Here is a 15,397-nt window from a genome sequence, read left to right as displayed (position 1 = left end):
GTCATCATGCAGGCCTCGAACTTCTGTCTATTCCAATTGGAAGTCCACACCAGCCCGAGCCGATCTGACATGCTCTCTTCTCTTCGGAGCGCCTGCTTGCTCCGAATTGGCTCAGACGAGGGAAGATTTCTTCGAAGATGGGCAGGGGCTCACGGGATCCATGCTAGAAGGCCGGGCGCTACCCGTGAGGTAGCGCCGAAGATGACCTGGAAGCACGGTAGTCGCTGGGCGCCGGGGCCAGGGCGTGTCCCCGTGCACGGCTATCCAATCAGAAGCTGTACTCCAGCCCCACGCTCATCGTGGTTGCCGGTGCAGGCTGACGGCCCCACGGGCTGGTGTCGATGCCGCGGAAGTAATACTTACGGTTGAACAGGTTGTTGATCATCAGCGAGCCGGTCAGCACGTTGCCTTGCGTGCTGCGCATCAGCTCACGGGTCGCCTTGGCGTTCCAGACCCAGTAGGCAGGCATGCGGCCGATTGATCCGATCGCATTCTCGTCCACGGTATTGGCCTTGTCCGAGTACGAGCTGCCGAAGTAGTAACCGTCCACCGCGAAAGTGCCGCGGGCACCCTGCCACGTCGCGCCAATGTTGAACTGATTGCGCGCGGCATACGGCACTTCGTTGCCGCGGAACTCACCACTACGCAGCGTGGCCTGCAGATGGGTGTAGCCCGTATTGAGTGTCCACTGCGGCAGGAACGCCGGCTGCCAACGGCCCTCCAGTTCGATGCCCTGGTGGCGGGTGCGACCGAGGTTGCCGTACTCGCGTGTGGTGTTGTCCAGCTCGATCTGGTTCTCGAAATCGATGCGGTATGCGGCCACGCTGAGCTGTAGCGCGCCGGACGGGTTGAAGCGCACGCCGGCCTCGTAGTTCCAGGCCAGTTCCGAATCAAGGTTGTTGCCGTAGATGATCTGGGTCACCTGCGGCGCACGCAGCGAGCGCTGCGCGTCGGCGTAGCCGTACCAGCGCGGGTCGAACTGGTAGCCCACGGTCAGGCCGGGTAACAGGTTGCGGATGGGGTTGCGCGTGCTCGCGCCGGTGGCACGGTTGTAGTAGGAGGAATCCAGATGTTCCCAGCGAAGGCCCGGGGTGACGGTCAGGCGCTTGTCGAAAAGGCTGATCGCATCGCTGATGTAGCCGGTCCAGGCTCGGTCCTTGAATTGCCAGTCGCGCACCAGGGTATAGACGCCGTTGTCCAGCCCGGTGTTGCCGACGATGAAGTCGATGTCCTCGTGCATCGCGCGTACGCCGATGGTAATGGCATGGCTGACGTTCTCCCCGTTTGCCTGCAGTGTGAGGCGTGGTTCGCTGCCCAGTACCTTGAAACCGCGTGGTGCGCTCTGGCGCAGCTGCGGCGGTAGGTCGGGGCGCCATGTCTCGGTGGAAGCACGGCGCATGCCGACCACGAAATTGCGCGTGCTGTTGGCGCTGAAGGTGGTCCAGTCCAGCTGGCTGGCGTCAAATGGGCCCCAGCTGCCCAGATCCTGCAGGTAGTTCACCGAGGCGCGCGTGGTGCGACCGGAGAACTCGTCCAGCGTGCGCGTGGAGCGGCGGCTGCCCGCAAGATAGTCCTGGGCCGAGAGCGCGCCGGCCAGGTCCATGTTGGCCACGTAGCGGCTGACCTCGGCCTTCAACCTGCTGCCCGGCGTCAGCCACCACTCGGCGCGCAGGCGCGCATTCTTGACATCGGTGTCGTTGTGCTCACGGCCATATTCGCCCTTGAGCCAGTCGGCATCGAGCTGTATCGCGAAGGTGTCGGTAAGGTAGCCGCCAGTGGTGACGGCGGTGTCACGCAGGAATCGGCCCGCGCCCCCTCCCGTCACCCGCGCGGACACCGTGGTCGTCCAGTCCTGCGGGATCGGCTTGCTGATCAAGTTGATCACCCCGCCCACATTGTTCGGCCCGTACTGCACGGCGGCGCCGCCGCGAACCACGTCGATGCGATCGATCTGATTCATGCTGACCGGGAACAGCGACAGGCTGGTCTGGCCGTAGGGGGCCAACGCCAGCGGCACACCATCGTGCAGCACCTGCACGCGGCCGCTGCGGCTTTCATACAGACCGCGCAGCATGATCTGCGGCAGCACGCCGGTACCGGTTTCATCAAGGATGCGCACGCCAGGCACGCGTTGCAGGGCGTCATCGAGTGAACGGAAGGCGCCACTGGCCATCATGTCGGCGTCGATCACCGAGCGGGCGCCGGCAAACGTCTGTACGTCGAGCTGGCTGGACTGGCCGAACAGGCTCGTGGCTTCCACGCGCACCGTATCCAGCTCGACTGCCCGGGTGTTGGTCGTCGGCATCGGGGCAGCCGGCGCGGCGGCCGGTGCCGACGCGGAGGTGCTCGTCGGCACGATGCCGTAGGCGCCGGCGGCCGTGCGCACCACCTGCAGGCGGTGCGAGCCCAATGCCATTCGCATCGCGTCCTCGACCTCCAGCTGGCCATGCACGGGGTTGGCCTGGAGGCCGTTCAGTAGCGCGCTGTTGACCGACAGTGTGACCTTGGCCTGGCTAGAGATGCGGAGCAGACTCACATCCAGCGGTTGTGCAGGCAGGCTGTAAGCCTGTTCGGCCGCCAGTGCCGCGGTGCTCGCAGTGAAGGCAGGCAGGGACAGGGCGACGGCAAGGCAGAGTGGCAGGGTGCGCAGGCGCCCAAGCGCGCGGTCATTCTGGGTGATGGACATGATGGCTCCAGAGAAGGAAGAGTGCCTGCTGATGAGGCGCTTACCTTCTATGAGCAGCGAGCGCGGAAAAGTGACACCCCTCCCCCAAAAAATTTTCGGGGGCGTGACCGCCCTCCTTCGTCACCCACCTTCAGCGCGCAGCCCGATGCGCACCAGCAAGCCATTGGAGTGCACCTGCAGGTCAATCGGCAGGGTCTGGGCGAGGGTCTGCAGCGTGGCTAGCGGGTCGGCGAGCGGGTAGCGGCCGGATACCCGCAGCGCGCCAACCTCGCTGTCGATCCAGATCAGGCCGTGGTGGTAGCTGCGCAGCTGCGCGATCAGTTCGGCCAACGGGGTGTCCAAGGCGCTGAGGATGTCGTCGCGCCAGTCCGCGGCCACCGCGGCGTAGCCTGATGCCGCCGGCTCGATACCGGCCGGGCTCAACCACGCGCCCTCCCCGCTCTGCAGCGGCTGGCGATGGCTGCCGACGTGCAGCCACAGCGGGTGCTGCAGGGCCACCACTAGACTGCGGTGGTCCTGTCGGCGCAACAGCAGGCTGGCGCCGGGCCGATCAGCCCGGACCTGGCCGTGATCATCGCTAACCTCCAGGTCTCCGCGCTGTGCCGCGCAGGTGGCAATTAGCTGGCCCCCGCGCAGACGGATCCGGGTCTGGCCAGGCTGCTGCACCAGATCGATGGCGCTGCGTGCATCCAATAGCAGGTGTGTGCCATCAGCCAGTGTCCACTGTCCGCGCTGCGCGGTGGCGGTGCGAAGATCGGCGCCGAAATCCGGCAACAGGCCGCTGTAACGGCCAAACAGCATGCCAACTGCCCCGATGCCGGCCAGCGACAGCATGCCGCTCAGTAGTTGCCGGCGTTTGCGTGCCTGCCGGTCCACCTGCTGCAGCAAGTCATCCACCTGGCGCCCCACTGCCTGGCTTCGATCAGGCAGCGCCTGCACGCTGCCAAAGGTCTGGCCAACGGCGGCCTGCAGCCGCTGCCAGGCGGTGGCATGTGCGGGGTCGGCACTCAGCCAGGCGTGCAACGCCCGTTCGATTGCTGGGTCACCGGGATTGCCGCGCAGTTCCACCCACCACTGCACGGCGGCTTCGCTATGCGCGTCCAAGCCGTCGGTATCACGCGTAGAGGGCACGGTCATCCTGCGGCTCAGCCGGCGTCTGCCAGCAGGCACTGTCGGAGCCCCTGCGCCATGTAGCGGCGGACCATGCTGACCGACACGCCGACCTCGGATGCAATCTGCGCATAGGTGAGGCCATCGAGCTGGCTCAGGAGGAAGGCGCGACGCGCCTTGCTGGACAACCCGTCCAACGCCTGGCCGAAGCGTTGCAGTGACTCCAGCAGCAGGGCCTGCTCTTCGGCACTGGGGGCCACGGCCATCGGCGCCTGTGCGAGCGCATCGAGGTAGACCCGCTCCAGCTCGCGACGACGCCAGTTCTGGATGACGATGTTGCGGGCCACGGTTCCTAGGTAGGCACGCGGCTCTTCGACCGCGTCGAGTCCACGCCGGGTGATCACCCGCAGGAACGTCTCCGAGGTGACATCCTCGGCGTCGGCGCGGTTACCCAGCCGGCGCCGCAGGCTACCGAGCAGCCAGGCTTGATGCTCGACAAACAGCTGCCCGAAGGAGCGGGCGTCGTCGGCAGGAGTGCTGGGCATCGAGTCCGGTGAGTGCGAAGTGAGAACGGTTAGTATATGAGACTCACTCGCACTGCGGGGTTGGAAGCGCCTTGAATCTGATGTTTATCGCTGCGGATTCGGGGGGGGGGGCGCTAGGCAAGCTCCCCCTTCTTCTGCTAGGCCACAGAAGGACTGCCACAAATTCCAAGAGGACGCGGCGGGCTGAGCGTGCATGCCTTGCCGGTGTTGGAGTGAGCTGTGGTCAATTGATAGCGGTCTCGGATAGTTGAGCGGCGTCTGGCGCTTGTCGGGACGCTGTCGCATTGCCGGCTTCCTTACCCGCTAGTCTCGGCTCCCTTCCGCCGAAGTGACTTATGAAAATTTGTGGTGCGCCGGGACCATGTTGTGTGAGTGAGGGCTGGCGCAGGTTCCGTCATCGAGACATGCCCCGTTGCTTTGGGTTCTCGTCCCCCTTCCCCTACCCCGGTGCGTCGTTTCCATGGTTGGTCGTCAGGATGAGGCGCTGAGGCGTCAGGCCGTAAATTGATAGCGTGTGACAGACGAAGAAACTCCGGACGGCAGTTCAACTGCCGTCCGGAACCAATTCGTCTAACGTGACCAGAGAACAAAGTCACCCAGCCGATTCGTGCGAAGTTGGGCTACAGTTGCCGAACTTGCGGGACCCAGGAGCCTTTGAACTCCGAGGCGTCCTGCTTCAGGCCGCGCGGTTCCTTTCCAGTAATGTTCGAAACGTGGTCATTAACATCAGCGGGAACGCCATGCCTGTACTCTTCGAAGAGAACGAGGAGTGACTTGATGTTCTCCTCAGGCACGCCCTTGCTTGACCCAAGGCGCAGCAATCGATTTCTGCGATAGGACTACACCGACGTATCAGCTCATAGCCATTCCCTCGTCAATCTTTGCAATCAACGAGTCACCCACTTGTATCTCAGTTTCATCACGCCAGGCTTTTAGCATGCCTCTTGCCAGTAGGTCGCGCCTAAGCTGCCTAATGAAAGGCTTATCCGCGCTGGAATGGCTAAGAAATATCTCGTGATACCTAGGAGCATCCGGTTCTGCCTTGCTCACGGAGAGAGCTCCCGAGATGAGCCGGTTGGTCGCTTCCTGCGTCAAGGGCGGAGTCATCAGCCATCCCCTGGTTCCGCCAATCTCAACTCTGGCTCCAAGTTGGTAGCCCTCTGGTGTCGCTGCAATCGTAGTCAAGCCCGGTTCGTCGCTCTCTAGGGCAATCCTCCAACCACCGAGACTGGATAAGTCATCGAAATAAGAGGCGAAGGGCGTATCGGGATCAATGAAGCCAACTCGCCTTCGCTTCTTGAGTACCTGGCTGCCAAGCCCAATCGCGGCTGTCATCGCCGGCGCCAGGTGCCCTAGGCTTGTTTTTCGATAGCAAAAGAAGTTCATTCGCCGTGGCTCAGCCATGCACCAGACCACGGTCGCGCCCGCGGCCATTGCGGCCTCCAGCTCATTCTGGCGGTCTATGCTGTCAAAGACGCTATCCAGATCGTACTCTCTAGCGTCCGTCTTCAGATCCAAGAGTTCCCGTTCTGAGCCAGAATGCACGCCCTCTTAGCCGAACACCAAGTGCTTCGCAGAATGAATCTGTCCACAATCGCGACCAGAATCCATGCTTTGAGCTAAGTTGCATCGCGTTACCGGCAGACGGTTAAAGCTTGTCGCTTCCATTACGCACTCACTTCCTTGCTTGGGGGCCAGGCAGCTTAACCTCAAGGTCGTGCTTCTAATGCTTCGGAGACACGGCATCCTTGCGCTCGAGGCACTCAGGTGATCTGTGCAGGCCTCCTGGTATCTGGACTCCGTCGGACAGTTAACCTATCGATTGTCGCACTTGGAGGGCGAGGCGCGCCGCTAGTACCACGAGGGATTTTCCCCGCTTACCGTACACCCTGCAACTCTTTGTCTGGTGCCAAGAACTTGCCCGGAAAGAAGGCATCCAGACTCGCCTGAATGATCGGCTTGGCAATCCGCTCGGTGATGAGGACCATCCGCGTTAGACGACCACGACAGGGCCAAGCGTTCAATGCAAGCTCTGGGCTTATCAGACCTTGAACAGCATGCAGCACTAGTGGATCAGCCTCTCCCTCTACGTCGACAATCGCTTTGAACCGCAGGATCTGGTCACCTAGCAAGGGCATGACTGAGAAGAACCAACTATTGAGAGCCTCTCTCTTTAGGGGTTCATCGCACTCAAAGCTCATTACCTGGTAGCGCCCGCCATGCGATGTCGAGTGCGGGGCCGCTCCCAGCGCGCCAGCGCCCATCATCATCACGGCGCCAGCGCCAGCGCCAGACCCCAGGAACGGCAGCTGGGGCACCTCCGAGAGTTCCAGTAGTGGCCGACGCAGACTTAGATCTGGATCAAACAGGTCTCTTGAGGTTACAGCCTCACCTTGCCCACCGATCAATCTGGCAAATGGGTTCTGGTCTGTAAGCTCCTCAATCAGTGCTGCAATGGCATCTGCTCCCACCAGCGATGACTTCGTAACTATCAGAAGGTCTGCAAGTGCAACCTGCGCAGCAGCCTCACCGTACTCTGCGAGGTTGCGCAGCCCACGGGGACAGTCCACCAAGGCAACTACAGCTTCCAGATGGAACCGAGAGGAAAGCTGGGGGTCGGCAATTAGTGCCTTGGCGATGGAGGATGGGTCAGACACCCCCGAAGTCTCGATAACCACGCGTGAGAATCTGGGCTTGCCGGCCTGCTCTCTCCCCTGCTCTTCCCGAATCAGTGCGTTGGTGAGATCTCCGTGCAGGGTGCAACAGACACAACCATCACTGAGCTCAACGACTAAGTCATCCTTAGCTTCGATCATCAGAAGGTGATCCAGACCGACCTGACCGAACTCATTGATCACTACGAGCGTGTCGTTGAGAGCCCCCTCTGCACCAATCTGATTCAGGAGAGTCGTCTTACCCGCCCCCAAGAATCCGGTTATGACTGTGACAGGAATTGTCGTCTTGGTCATGCCGCCTCTCCCCATGCGACAAAGGCATAGGCATCATGAGGATGAAGACTCTCGAGGTGAGTGACCTCAACTGCCCCTTGGTCATAGGACTGCTGTAGCTCAGCGAGCAAACGACGCGCAGCATCCTCCACGAACATCAGGTTCTGGCCGTTTAGGCGAGCAAATTCCTGCTCGTCAGCCCGCTTCACCGGTCCCTGCGAGGCAGTCCCAAGCGCGGCCTCGACCAGGTCAAGGAGCCGTTCAATGCACCACGAAGACGCAGGGTCAACGCGCACACGAACACGTGCCACACTTCGCTGACTGTGCGGAGTGGCAGCCGTTCCATGCCGCGCGATCCAGTGCCGGACATCATCAACTGACACCTCGTTGCGGCCTTTATGGTCCGCATGGAAGCGGTCCGCGATCACCTGCCGTGCCAATGACGCCGAGCAGGGGCACGTCGACGAGTAGATGATCTGGGCCTCAAGCCATACTTCGGAAATGCCATCGCGCCGGCACGACTCAACCTTCACCTTGTAGGCCGACCAGCCGCTCAAGTCTTGGGTCACCAGCGCCTCGGACCTACGGAGTATCTCCGTACTCCAGACGACCTTTGATGCGTCGGTTCCACAGTCAGCGTGACTGACGATCGCCCTGTCCAAGAGCTCCACTACAGATGAGGGAGACAACGGCTTCATAGACGACGTGGAGAGTAGACCGTAGAGACGAGACATGTGGATGCCCTTCACCCCAGCGCTTGGCAGACTGACCATCACATCAATGCTGGCCAGCTGCGGGTGAGGAGTGAGGGGGTCATCAAGCCACACGGGCATACGGATGTCCCTCATCCCCACCCAGTCTAGCGACCGTGCAATGGGCGCGCACTCGGTGGAAGACACGTCTGGTAAGCCACGAACAGATTTACCAGCTACAGAGTCTGCGCTTGCCATGATGCTATTCAGCCCCCCACTCATCGGCGCCACACCGGGAAAGGATCTGCCAGCTGCAGCCAGGAACTTGGGCCGCGGACAAGCTCACTGTCACTCAGCAGCGCCGCATCCAGTGCCTTCCGGGCAACTCCTTCGTCTAGCCCAATTCCGATCACTGCCAGCTCTTGGCGCCGGTCTCCCCACTGGGGGTGCCACTGCCGCTGCATCGCCAGATACTCTTGCTGGTCATCAACCATGTCGGCCGGTGGCAGCGGAGCCGTCCACTCTTGCAGGATGGGATTGGAGTCCCAGCCACCTTTCAGCATGGCAATTGCCTCGGGAGGAACGCCGATCACATCGGCCTCGATTCGATGACGAGCGCCGAACCAGAAGCCCGCTGCCTCAGTCTGGGTGGATCCGCCGACGATTGAAACCTCACCAACCCAATCCATACGACTAGCCAGCCAGAAAAACCCCTTCGCACGGATCGCACCAGGGATTCCTTGCACTAGAAGCTTCGCGAATCGCTCAGGGTGGAACGGTCGCGACATCCGATAGACAAAGCTGCTGATTCCGTACTCTTCTGTCTCTGGAACGTGCTCACCGCGTAGCTCCTTCATCCAACCAGGGGCTAGCTGCGCCTTCTCATAGTCGAAGAGGCCTGTGTTGAGGATGCGATCAAGCGGCAAGTTGCCGCGGGATGCCTCGAGGATCTGCGCATCCTGGTTCAAGGATCGAATGACGGCCTTGATCTTGAACAGCTCTGTGTCAGGGATTAGGTCCCGCTTGCTGATCATCACAACATTGGCGAACTCAACCTGTTCGGACAGCAGGTTCACCAACCCTCGACTGTCCTCTGGCCCGGACTGCATTTCGCGGTCCGCCAATCGCTCCGAGGAACTGAAGTCCTTTAGGAAGTTCTGACCATCGACCACGGTCACCATCGTGTCCAGGCGCGCGATGTCGGAGAGCGAGAATCCGTCAGCATCACGCACTGCAAAGGTTGCCGCCACGGGCATCGGTTCACCGATGCCCGTCGACTCAATCAGGAGGTAGTCGAAGCGCTGCTCGTTGGCCAAGCGCTTGACCTCTTGCAAGAGGTCATCACGCAGTGTGCAGCAGATACAGCCATTACTGAACTCGACCAGCGCCTCTTCGGTTCGACTGAGTGAGGCTCCGCCGTCTCTGACGAGTTGTGCATCGACGTTGATATCGCTCATGTCGTTGACGATCACGGCAACCCGCATGCCCGACCGGTTGTTCAGGACGGCATTCAACAGGGTGGTTTTACCGGCACCAAGGAAGCCGGACAAGACGGTCACCGGAAGGCGACGATCGCTTTTCAAGGGGGGCATGGGTGTCTAGGGATTGAGCAGGGCTGTGAATGTTATACTATAACATTGCGACAGGTCAGTTCCCCAAGCATTCTCCCCGGAGGCCCCGGGAGGGGGGCGAATGGGCACACAAGTGCAGAACCCGCTAGAAGATGAGGTATCACAATGTCGATCGTCCCCAAGACCTATCAGGAGTGGCGCCACTGCATCGAGATCGAGTGCGGCATACCGATCTCCCAATCATTCCTACAAGAGCGCATTGCTGGGCTTGCTAACTGCTCAGATCACTACACACAGCAGTTCACCAGGCTATGGGGGGCGGCGCATTTGACCCAGGTCCGCAAATGGTTCAGTCAAGCGGCAGAGGAACTGAGCTGATCTGCAGGGACGTCAAGCATGCCTCAACTCAGTCGCAAACTCCGAGGTATCAATGCGGTTCGAGACCCTCTGCACAGCAAGGCAGTGATGGAAGCTGCTATCGCGCTGTGCCTCGGGCAGGGCTGCCGACTTACCGCCGCTAGGCTGAGGGTGCTTCGCCCTTGCGTCACGGCCGATGAGTGCATACGACGTGTTGGATGTAGTTCGTTTCGCACACCCGAGAACTGCACCGATGATGATCTACCGCGCAGTGAACTTCTGGCACGAAAAGTCATCGTCAGACTGGACTCCATCAGGCCTTCCTTCTCTCGGTCGAGCAAGAGAGTGAAGGGGTGACCTACTTGATCTGCAAGCACTGCAAGCACTGCAAGTACGTGGAGCAGGTGGAGTTCCCCTTAACTCATCAGCAACTTACCCAGCTGCCGGCGGCGGAGGGATTTGAGCCATCGAGCAGTCACCTCGAGATATTGGGCACTTGTGTGCAATGCCAGTCTCTTGATAAGGACCAAAGCCGGTAGCCTGGGCGCCAAATTCTAGTGTTGAACCTCCGCCAGCTTTGTCAACTTTTCCCTCTTCGATGATCAGGGCTCCATTGCGACACAGAGTTGAGGTGAAAGTACAGAAGACGAAAAGCGAATTGCTGCCCCTTTTAAGCACGAGCCGAACTCCTGACGCTGCTCGCTCCTAAGAGGCGCACCCACCAAATCAAATGTGAGCCAGCCTTTGAGTCGACTATCCTCACCCCAGCGGCTAATCAACTCTTTACAAGTGAGGTTCAGATGGAGCCGCTCCAACAGAACCTGAGTGTCGCGAAAGACGTCTTGATTGCTCGGGGGGCCAGGCCCGGAGCGGCGCGTGTCGGAGTTCTTTCGGTCCTCATCCAGTCACGCCGTCCCTTGAAAGCCTACGTTGTGCTTGACCACATTCGCCAGTGGATGCCAGGCGCCGGGCCGGCAATTGTCTACCGGGCACTCGACTTCCTTCAGGAAGAAGGGCTTGCGCTCAAGCTAAACTCGGTGACTGCATTTCTCTATCTACCTACTTATGCTGATAAGAAATGCGTGTATCTCGTATGCGAACGATGTAGCCGCGTGGAGTGGATTTCTGTCTCGACGCTGCCGACAAAGTGGATGCACTCATTCGACTCTAGCTTGTACCGTTCAGTCCATTTTTGGAGGTGCCGGGCGTCTGCGCTGCGTGCATCAACCCAGAGGCCGAGAATGCTGCCGACTAGCCCAAAATTCCATGCTGCCAACGCGTGTCCGCCCTAGACTGAAGATGGGCCAAATAGCCGTCACCAGGGGGTGCGTTCTGGTTCTAGCGTAGGCAGACTGCTTTTGAGCCAGACTATAATCGTCACGATGTGTCACAACTTCCATTTGATGAACACGAAGCCAGCCGAAGAGCGCTTCATGGTCCAAGGAAGCGCTGCAAGTGAATTGCTCCGTGGTTACCCGTGTGTCGATCTTGCTGACAGATAGGCTGATGTGTAGTTCACACCAGCTCCAATGCGGTGCAGTGATGAGTAATGCGTGCCCAACGCAAGAAGGCGGCGTCAGAGCTCCGTAGCGGCACGTAATGGCACGAGGCAACACCGTGGAGGTGCCCTATCCGCCTGGTACGACTCGGCTGCAAGCACATGCGTCGGAGGCCATTTGACTGTGATGAAAGCGTTAAGTGATTGACGCTATAGCGTTTCGCGATCTTGGAAATGTTCAAGTGATTAGGCCCCAACTTATTCTCGCCGCCCTCTATGGATTGCCGGGGTGCAGTCTCGTTGGCTTGCTAAGAGACTGCACCCATGGCTACAAGCCCCACCCGGTTCCTAGCGGATGAACTGCGAGTAGACGTGCTCAACCCAGCTTGGACAAGCGCCATGAAGGCCAAAGGCTATGACGGGACCTTGGAAGTCCTGAAGACCACTGACAACACGCGCGGATGGCAAGTTGCAGAACGGGCAGAGTGTGTGAGGATTAGTGGCAGGCGGTCCATGACACTTGCATTCGCGATTCGCGCAACCAAGGCGTCTCAATCTGGTTCGAGTAATCTACCCCGTCGACACCGCTGCAAGTCATCAAGCGTCTTCGATCGGCGATCGCAGGAAGCTACTGGAATCCGGCCGAGCAAACGCGAGACAAACTGCAGCGGCTTGTGGAGCATCTAGCGAGGTTTGAATGCACCGCTAAAGGGCAGGCGGCTACGCCTTCATCCCGTACATGACGCGGCAGCAAAGGTAGACACTGCAGGCAGCAAGCCGGCGCCTCAAGTAATGGCTACTACTCAAGCACCCGGCGTCAAGGGGCACGTCATTCGACAGATCATGCGAAAGCAGCAAGAAGGCGTCAGCCACACAAGCTAGACACCATCAAACCTAATGCCTCTCGCGCTTCTCGCGTGGTTACAGGCAAAGCAACCACCGCAACTGAACCAAGAAATGGCAATGGTCGTCAACTCAAGGGATTGACTAGATCCCGTTTTAAAGTATCCCTGGAACGGCCTGAGGTCTTTAACACGCCCCCTGCCCTCCACCTTTGCGCACCAGACCAATTTACGACCTCATCCCCTTAAACAATGCCGCCTCGCTTGACCGACGTTCCCAGCCATCTGCATGCTGTCAGTAGGAATGGATCGTGTGCGCATGATTCCTCTGAAACTCCGCCCTGCCTCTCAGACTTGGGCGAATCCATCCTCTGTCATGGTGTACACGTTGATTTCGAGGCTCTCAATCCAGCCGCGCTTGATTGCAAACTGGAGGCCCAAGCTGAAATCCGATGAATTGATGCCGAATTCATGCATCACCCCATTGAAGTTCTTCTGACGAAGAACTTGTCCAGGCTTGCGGTCGAAGCGCTTTACAAACATCTCCAGAATTAGCCGCGCGTTTTGCTCGGAAGTTGGAACAGAAGCCACTATATCTCTCCTCGTTGAAAGCGACCGTGAAGCGCACAATGCACATCTACTGTCAGCCCCATACGCTACATATCGTCCTCGGGGTCTGGCTCACTGGGCCCTTCTTCCCCCCCCTGCGAACTGGCCGTTTCATCAGCCGCCTCGATCTCGGTTTGTTTCCGACGTTTAGCTACTTTGGACTCATAGGAAGGGAAGACGCGCCCTGTGCAGCGGTCTCTACCACTTCCGTTGCGCAAGCCTGCAAATCCGTTGCCTCAGCCTCTGATTTCTCGAGTACTTCCAGCATGCCTCGTGCTGCGTTCTTGCGCCTGACGGTGGCAATCCGCTGAATGACACCAACGGCAATCGAGAAGGAGATGACGGTGTACCCCAGTAACTCGGTCGTCTCCTCAACGGCATTCTTGACTGATCTTGCGTATCCGTCGTTCAAGAGCTGAATCCAGATGCCCTGCATGCCTATGAGCCTAGAGTAGATCAGCAGCACCACCAAGCCCGGGATGACTAGTGCTCCGCCGTCGGTGCACAGAAAACGAAGTCCCCCCTGGGCTGTCTGGCGTGCGTCCTTGGCTGAGTAGCTCAGTGCCGAGGCGGAGAGGACGGTAACGATCCCCTGCCAGCAGTAGGGAACCATTTCATTAAGAAAGAAGTCGCATTCACGAACGAACATGCAACCGATGAACGCGGCCGCGAGCAACGCGAACCGCTTGTCAGCTGGGGACACCTTGGCCAGCACGCTCAGTGTGGCGATGCACACACCGAGCAGAAGAAGCTGCGTATTCTCAACAGCGCCGCTTTCGCCCACTCCGTTCCCAAAGAGCTGCACGTCCAGCCGCAGCATGGCAACAGGAAACGTCGCACATGTCCCAAGCATGGCAAACAGTACGAACTTCCAAATAACGCCCCGCCAAGGTGACCACGAATTCTCATTCATACACTGCTTCTTGACCAACACCATTTCACCTATCCAGCACACGTGCCCGCTCGGGACTCGCAACCATTGTATTGAACACCCATAAGAACTAATCCCTTGACGAGCGTTCATGCGGAACGTCTTTTCCGCTCTCCTTATTACTACTCACACACGCCACCAGCTCGGCGGCTTCCAAGTCTTTCCACGCCACTCCGTCGATCTCTCCACGATATATTTCATAGTGGTAATCGCTCTCAATGGGCTTCCTACTAAGGCCACGGCATCGGTAGCACATGCACAACACCTCCTCTAAATACTAATCAGGGATAGACTTGTATCTCACCGGCACGCAGCTGGAAGCCGATGTAGCGGGTACAACTGAAATCGAAGATGCGGCTGGAACCAATGAGCGACATGTACTCCGGTCGATCCCCATGCATTTCCCGCCTGAATGTCTCGATGCCCTCCACTACCTTCATATTGACCAAGGAGCGCCGGTCAGCTCTACTCGTGGTCCTGAGCTCTTCGCTGCGGACCCAGCAATCACCGCCGTACTTGATAGAGGCCCGCTCGCGCGGACCCAGCAGGTCTGCTGCAAGCTTGGACACGACATGCGGCGAATAGCCCTCTACCGGGCTTGCCAAGTACCAATCGAGTCGATGCTCGTCCTTGGTCGCGCCCAACAGGAGGTGTCCACTGGAGAGAATGACCTTCCTCCTGAAGGGCGCGAGACTTTCGTTCAATACATGCTCGGCCACGACTCGCAGCAACCTTACGTCGTCCTGGAACTGCCAATAGCGGCCCTTTGGCGCGAAGAAGGTGGGTCGGATGGATATCCACGCCCCCACCTCACACGTTTCCTTCAACGGACTACTTCTCGAAGCAAGCAACTGCTGCAACACGTCAATCTCCATGGCGGTCACGGATAGAGAAGGTGATCCCACTGCCCATCCCTTACGGCATGGGCGGCCAGGAAGAAGGCGGTGGTGGAATCGATGTGCTTCTTCAGATCCCCGTCAAGCCACGGCTTGATCTCCTTTCCTCCGGGCTCGCGATGGGGCCTCCCCCTGACTAGGCACATGAACTGCGACGCCGCCAAGTCCGGGCGGTCCACGCGCAGGTAACCTCGTTTCTTCGCATCGGCGATGGCCTCAGACACCGCTGCCTGATAGGGATCAAATACCTCGCGCCAGATCTTGAGCGGATCAACTGAAGTCTTACCCATCGGCATGGTAAGCAGTTTGTTCAGGGCATAGCATTCCGCTCGGCATTCAAGACGGGCCACTCTCCACGCAATGGCGCAGAACCGAAGATCGATGCGCCAAGACGAGCCCATTGTCACGGTCGACGGGGGCGGCAGCATGCTGGCCAAGCTGGAAATGACGCCGTAGAACAGCCCGAGCTTGTCCCCGAAGATCGTATACATCGTAGCCTTGGTACAGCCCGCGCGCTCAACAATCTCGCGGATGGAGCTTCCCTCGTATCCATGCATCTCGAACATCTCGCGCGCACTGTCCAAGATCGCTTTTCCTTTTTGGGAAAGGTTGGCCACGTCGCGCCGGCTCATAACTCCTTCGATGGCACGGATACGACGTTTGGGGGGATAGCGCTCGATACTCATCCTGAAGGCTCCGCTCTCTCGATCAA

General features: G+C 59.4%; 12 protein-coding genes. 1 reads left to right on the top strand and 11 read right to left on the bottom strand.

Translation table 11 applies throughout. The annotated features are described in order from the left end of the window. Positions 1-268 precede the first annotated feature (268 nt). The 7 genes from IAE41_RS00595 to IAE41_RS00565 form a co-directional block, all read right to left on the bottom strand. Positions 269-2,305, bottom strand: a complete 2,037-nt coding sequence (locus IAE41_RS00595) for a TonB-dependent siderophore receptor (protein ID WP_200731742.1) — start codon at positions 2,303-2,305, stop codon at positions 269-271. Between the two features lie 501 nt (positions 2,306-2,806). After that, entirely contained in the window at positions 2,807-3,823 is a 1,017-nt protein-coding gene (locus IAE41_RS00590; protein ID WP_200731595.1) for a DUF4880 domain-containing protein, read from the bottom strand. 8 nt (positions 3,824-3,831) lie between these two features. Further along, positions 3,832-4,341 carry a sigma-70 family RNA polymerase sigma factor gene (locus tag IAE41_RS00585; protein ID WP_200731594.1) on the bottom strand — a complete coding sequence of 170 codons (510 nt, stop codon included), beginning with the start codon at positions 4,339-4,341 and terminating at the stop codon, positions 3,832-3,834. 852 nt (positions 4,342-5,193) lie between these two features. Beyond that, positions 5,194-5,859: a toll/interleukin-1 receptor domain-containing protein gene (locus IAE41_RS00580; RefSeq protein WP_200731593.1), complete on the bottom strand. Its 666-nt coding sequence runs from the start codon at positions 5,857-5,859 to the stop codon at positions 5,194-5,196. 359 nt (positions 5,860-6,218) lie between these two features. Beyond that, complete coding sequence (locus tag IAE41_RS00575) at positions 6,219-7,310, bottom strand: GTP-binding protein (protein ID WP_200731592.1); 1,092 nt, start codon at positions 7,308-7,310, stop codon at positions 6,219-6,221. Then, the gene (gene folE2, locus IAE41_RS00570) at positions 7,307-8,239 is read right to left on the bottom strand and encodes a GTP cyclohydrolase FolE2 (RefSeq protein WP_200731591.1); all 933 of its coding nucleotides are present in this window, start codon (positions 8,237-8,239) and stop codon (positions 7,307-7,309) included. The genes IAE41_RS00575 and folE2 overlap by 4 nt, the downstream gene beginning before the upstream one ends. 20 nt (positions 8,240-8,259) lie before the next feature. Next, on the bottom strand, positions 8,260-9,573 hold the full coding sequence (locus IAE41_RS00565) for a GTP-binding protein (protein WP_200731590.1): 1,314 nt from the start codon (positions 9,571-9,573) through the stop codon (positions 8,260-8,262). Between the two features lie 144 nt (positions 9,574-9,717). Between IAE41_RS00565 and IAE41_RS00560 the strand changes: the two genes are divergently transcribed. Next, on the top strand, positions 9,718-9,930 hold the full coding sequence (locus IAE41_RS00560; protein ID WP_200731589.1) for a hypothetical protein: 213 nt from the start codon (positions 9,718-9,720) through the stop codon (positions 9,928-9,930). 2,667 nt (positions 9,931-12,597) lie between these two features. Here IAE41_RS00560 and IAE41_RS00545 read toward each other — a convergent pair. The 4 genes from IAE41_RS00545 to IAE41_RS00530 form a co-directional block, all read right to left on the bottom strand. Continuing rightward, on the bottom strand, positions 12,598-12,840 hold the full coding sequence (locus IAE41_RS00545) for a hypothetical protein (RefSeq protein ID WP_200731586.1): 243 nt from the start codon (positions 12,838-12,840) through the stop codon (positions 12,598-12,600). A 169-nt stretch (positions 12,841-13,009) separates the two neighbouring features. Continuing rightward, entirely contained in the window at positions 13,010-13,795 is a 786-nt protein-coding gene (locus IAE41_RS00540; protein WP_200731585.1) for a hypothetical protein, read from the bottom strand. A gap of 275 nt (positions 13,796-14,070) precedes the next feature. After that, entirely contained in the window at positions 14,071-14,652 is a 582-nt protein-coding gene (locus IAE41_RS00535; protein ID WP_200731584.1) for a hypothetical protein, read from the bottom strand. 17 nt (positions 14,653-14,669) lie between these two features. After that, positions 14,670-15,371 (bottom strand): TetR/AcrR family transcriptional regulator, encoded by a 702-nt coding sequence (locus IAE41_RS00530; RefSeq protein ID WP_200731583.1) that lies wholly within the window; start codon positions 15,369-15,371, stop codon positions 14,670-14,672. Positions 15,372-15,397: the final 26 nt, after the last annotated feature.

The sequence above is a fragment of the Stenotrophomonas sp. S39 genome, from assembly GCF_016624665.1.
Taxonomy (GTDB): Bacteria; Pseudomonadota; Gammaproteobacteria; order Xanthomonadales; family Xanthomonadaceae; genus Stenotrophomonas.
Note: the sequence above shows the minus strand (reverse complement) of the source record. Positions and strands in the feature narration are given on the sequence as shown.

Excerpts from the sequence above, each read along its gene's own strand:
- IAE41_RS00560 (WP_200731589.1), top strand. The coding sequence starts at position 9,718 with ATGTCGATCGTCCCCAAGACCTATCAGGAGTGGCGCCACTGCATCGAG.
- IAE41_RS00590 (WP_200731595.1), bottom strand. The coding sequence starts at position 3,823 with ATGACCGTGCCCTCTACGCGTGATACCGACGGCTTGGACGCGCATAGC.
- IAE41_RS00585 (WP_200731594.1), bottom strand. The coding sequence starts at position 4,341 with ATGCCCAGCACTCCTGCCGACGACGCCCGCTCCTTCGGGCAGCTGTTT.
- IAE41_RS00540 (WP_200731585.1), bottom strand. The coding sequence starts at position 13,795 with ATGGTGTTGGTCAAGAAGCAGTGTATGAATGAGAATTCGTGGTCACCT.
- IAE41_RS00575 (WP_200731592.1), bottom strand. The coding sequence starts at position 7,310 with ATGACCAAGACGACAATTCCTGTCACAGTCATAACCGGATTCTTGGGG.
- folE2 (WP_200731591.1), bottom strand. The coding sequence starts at position 8,239 with ATGGCAAGCGCAGACTCTGTAGCTGGTAAATCTGTTCGTGGCTTACCA.
- IAE41_RS00530 (WP_200731583.1), bottom strand. The coding sequence starts at position 15,371 with ATGAGTATCGAGCGCTATCCCCCCAAACGTCGTATCCGTGCCATCGAA.
- IAE41_RS00565 (WP_200731590.1), bottom strand. The coding sequence starts at position 9,573 with ATGCCCCCCTTGAAAAGCGATCGTCGCCTTCCGGTGACCGTCTTGTCC.
- IAE41_RS00595 (WP_200731742.1), bottom strand. The coding sequence starts at position 2,305 with ATGCCGACGACCAACACCCGGGCAGTCGAGCTGGATACGGTGCGCGTG.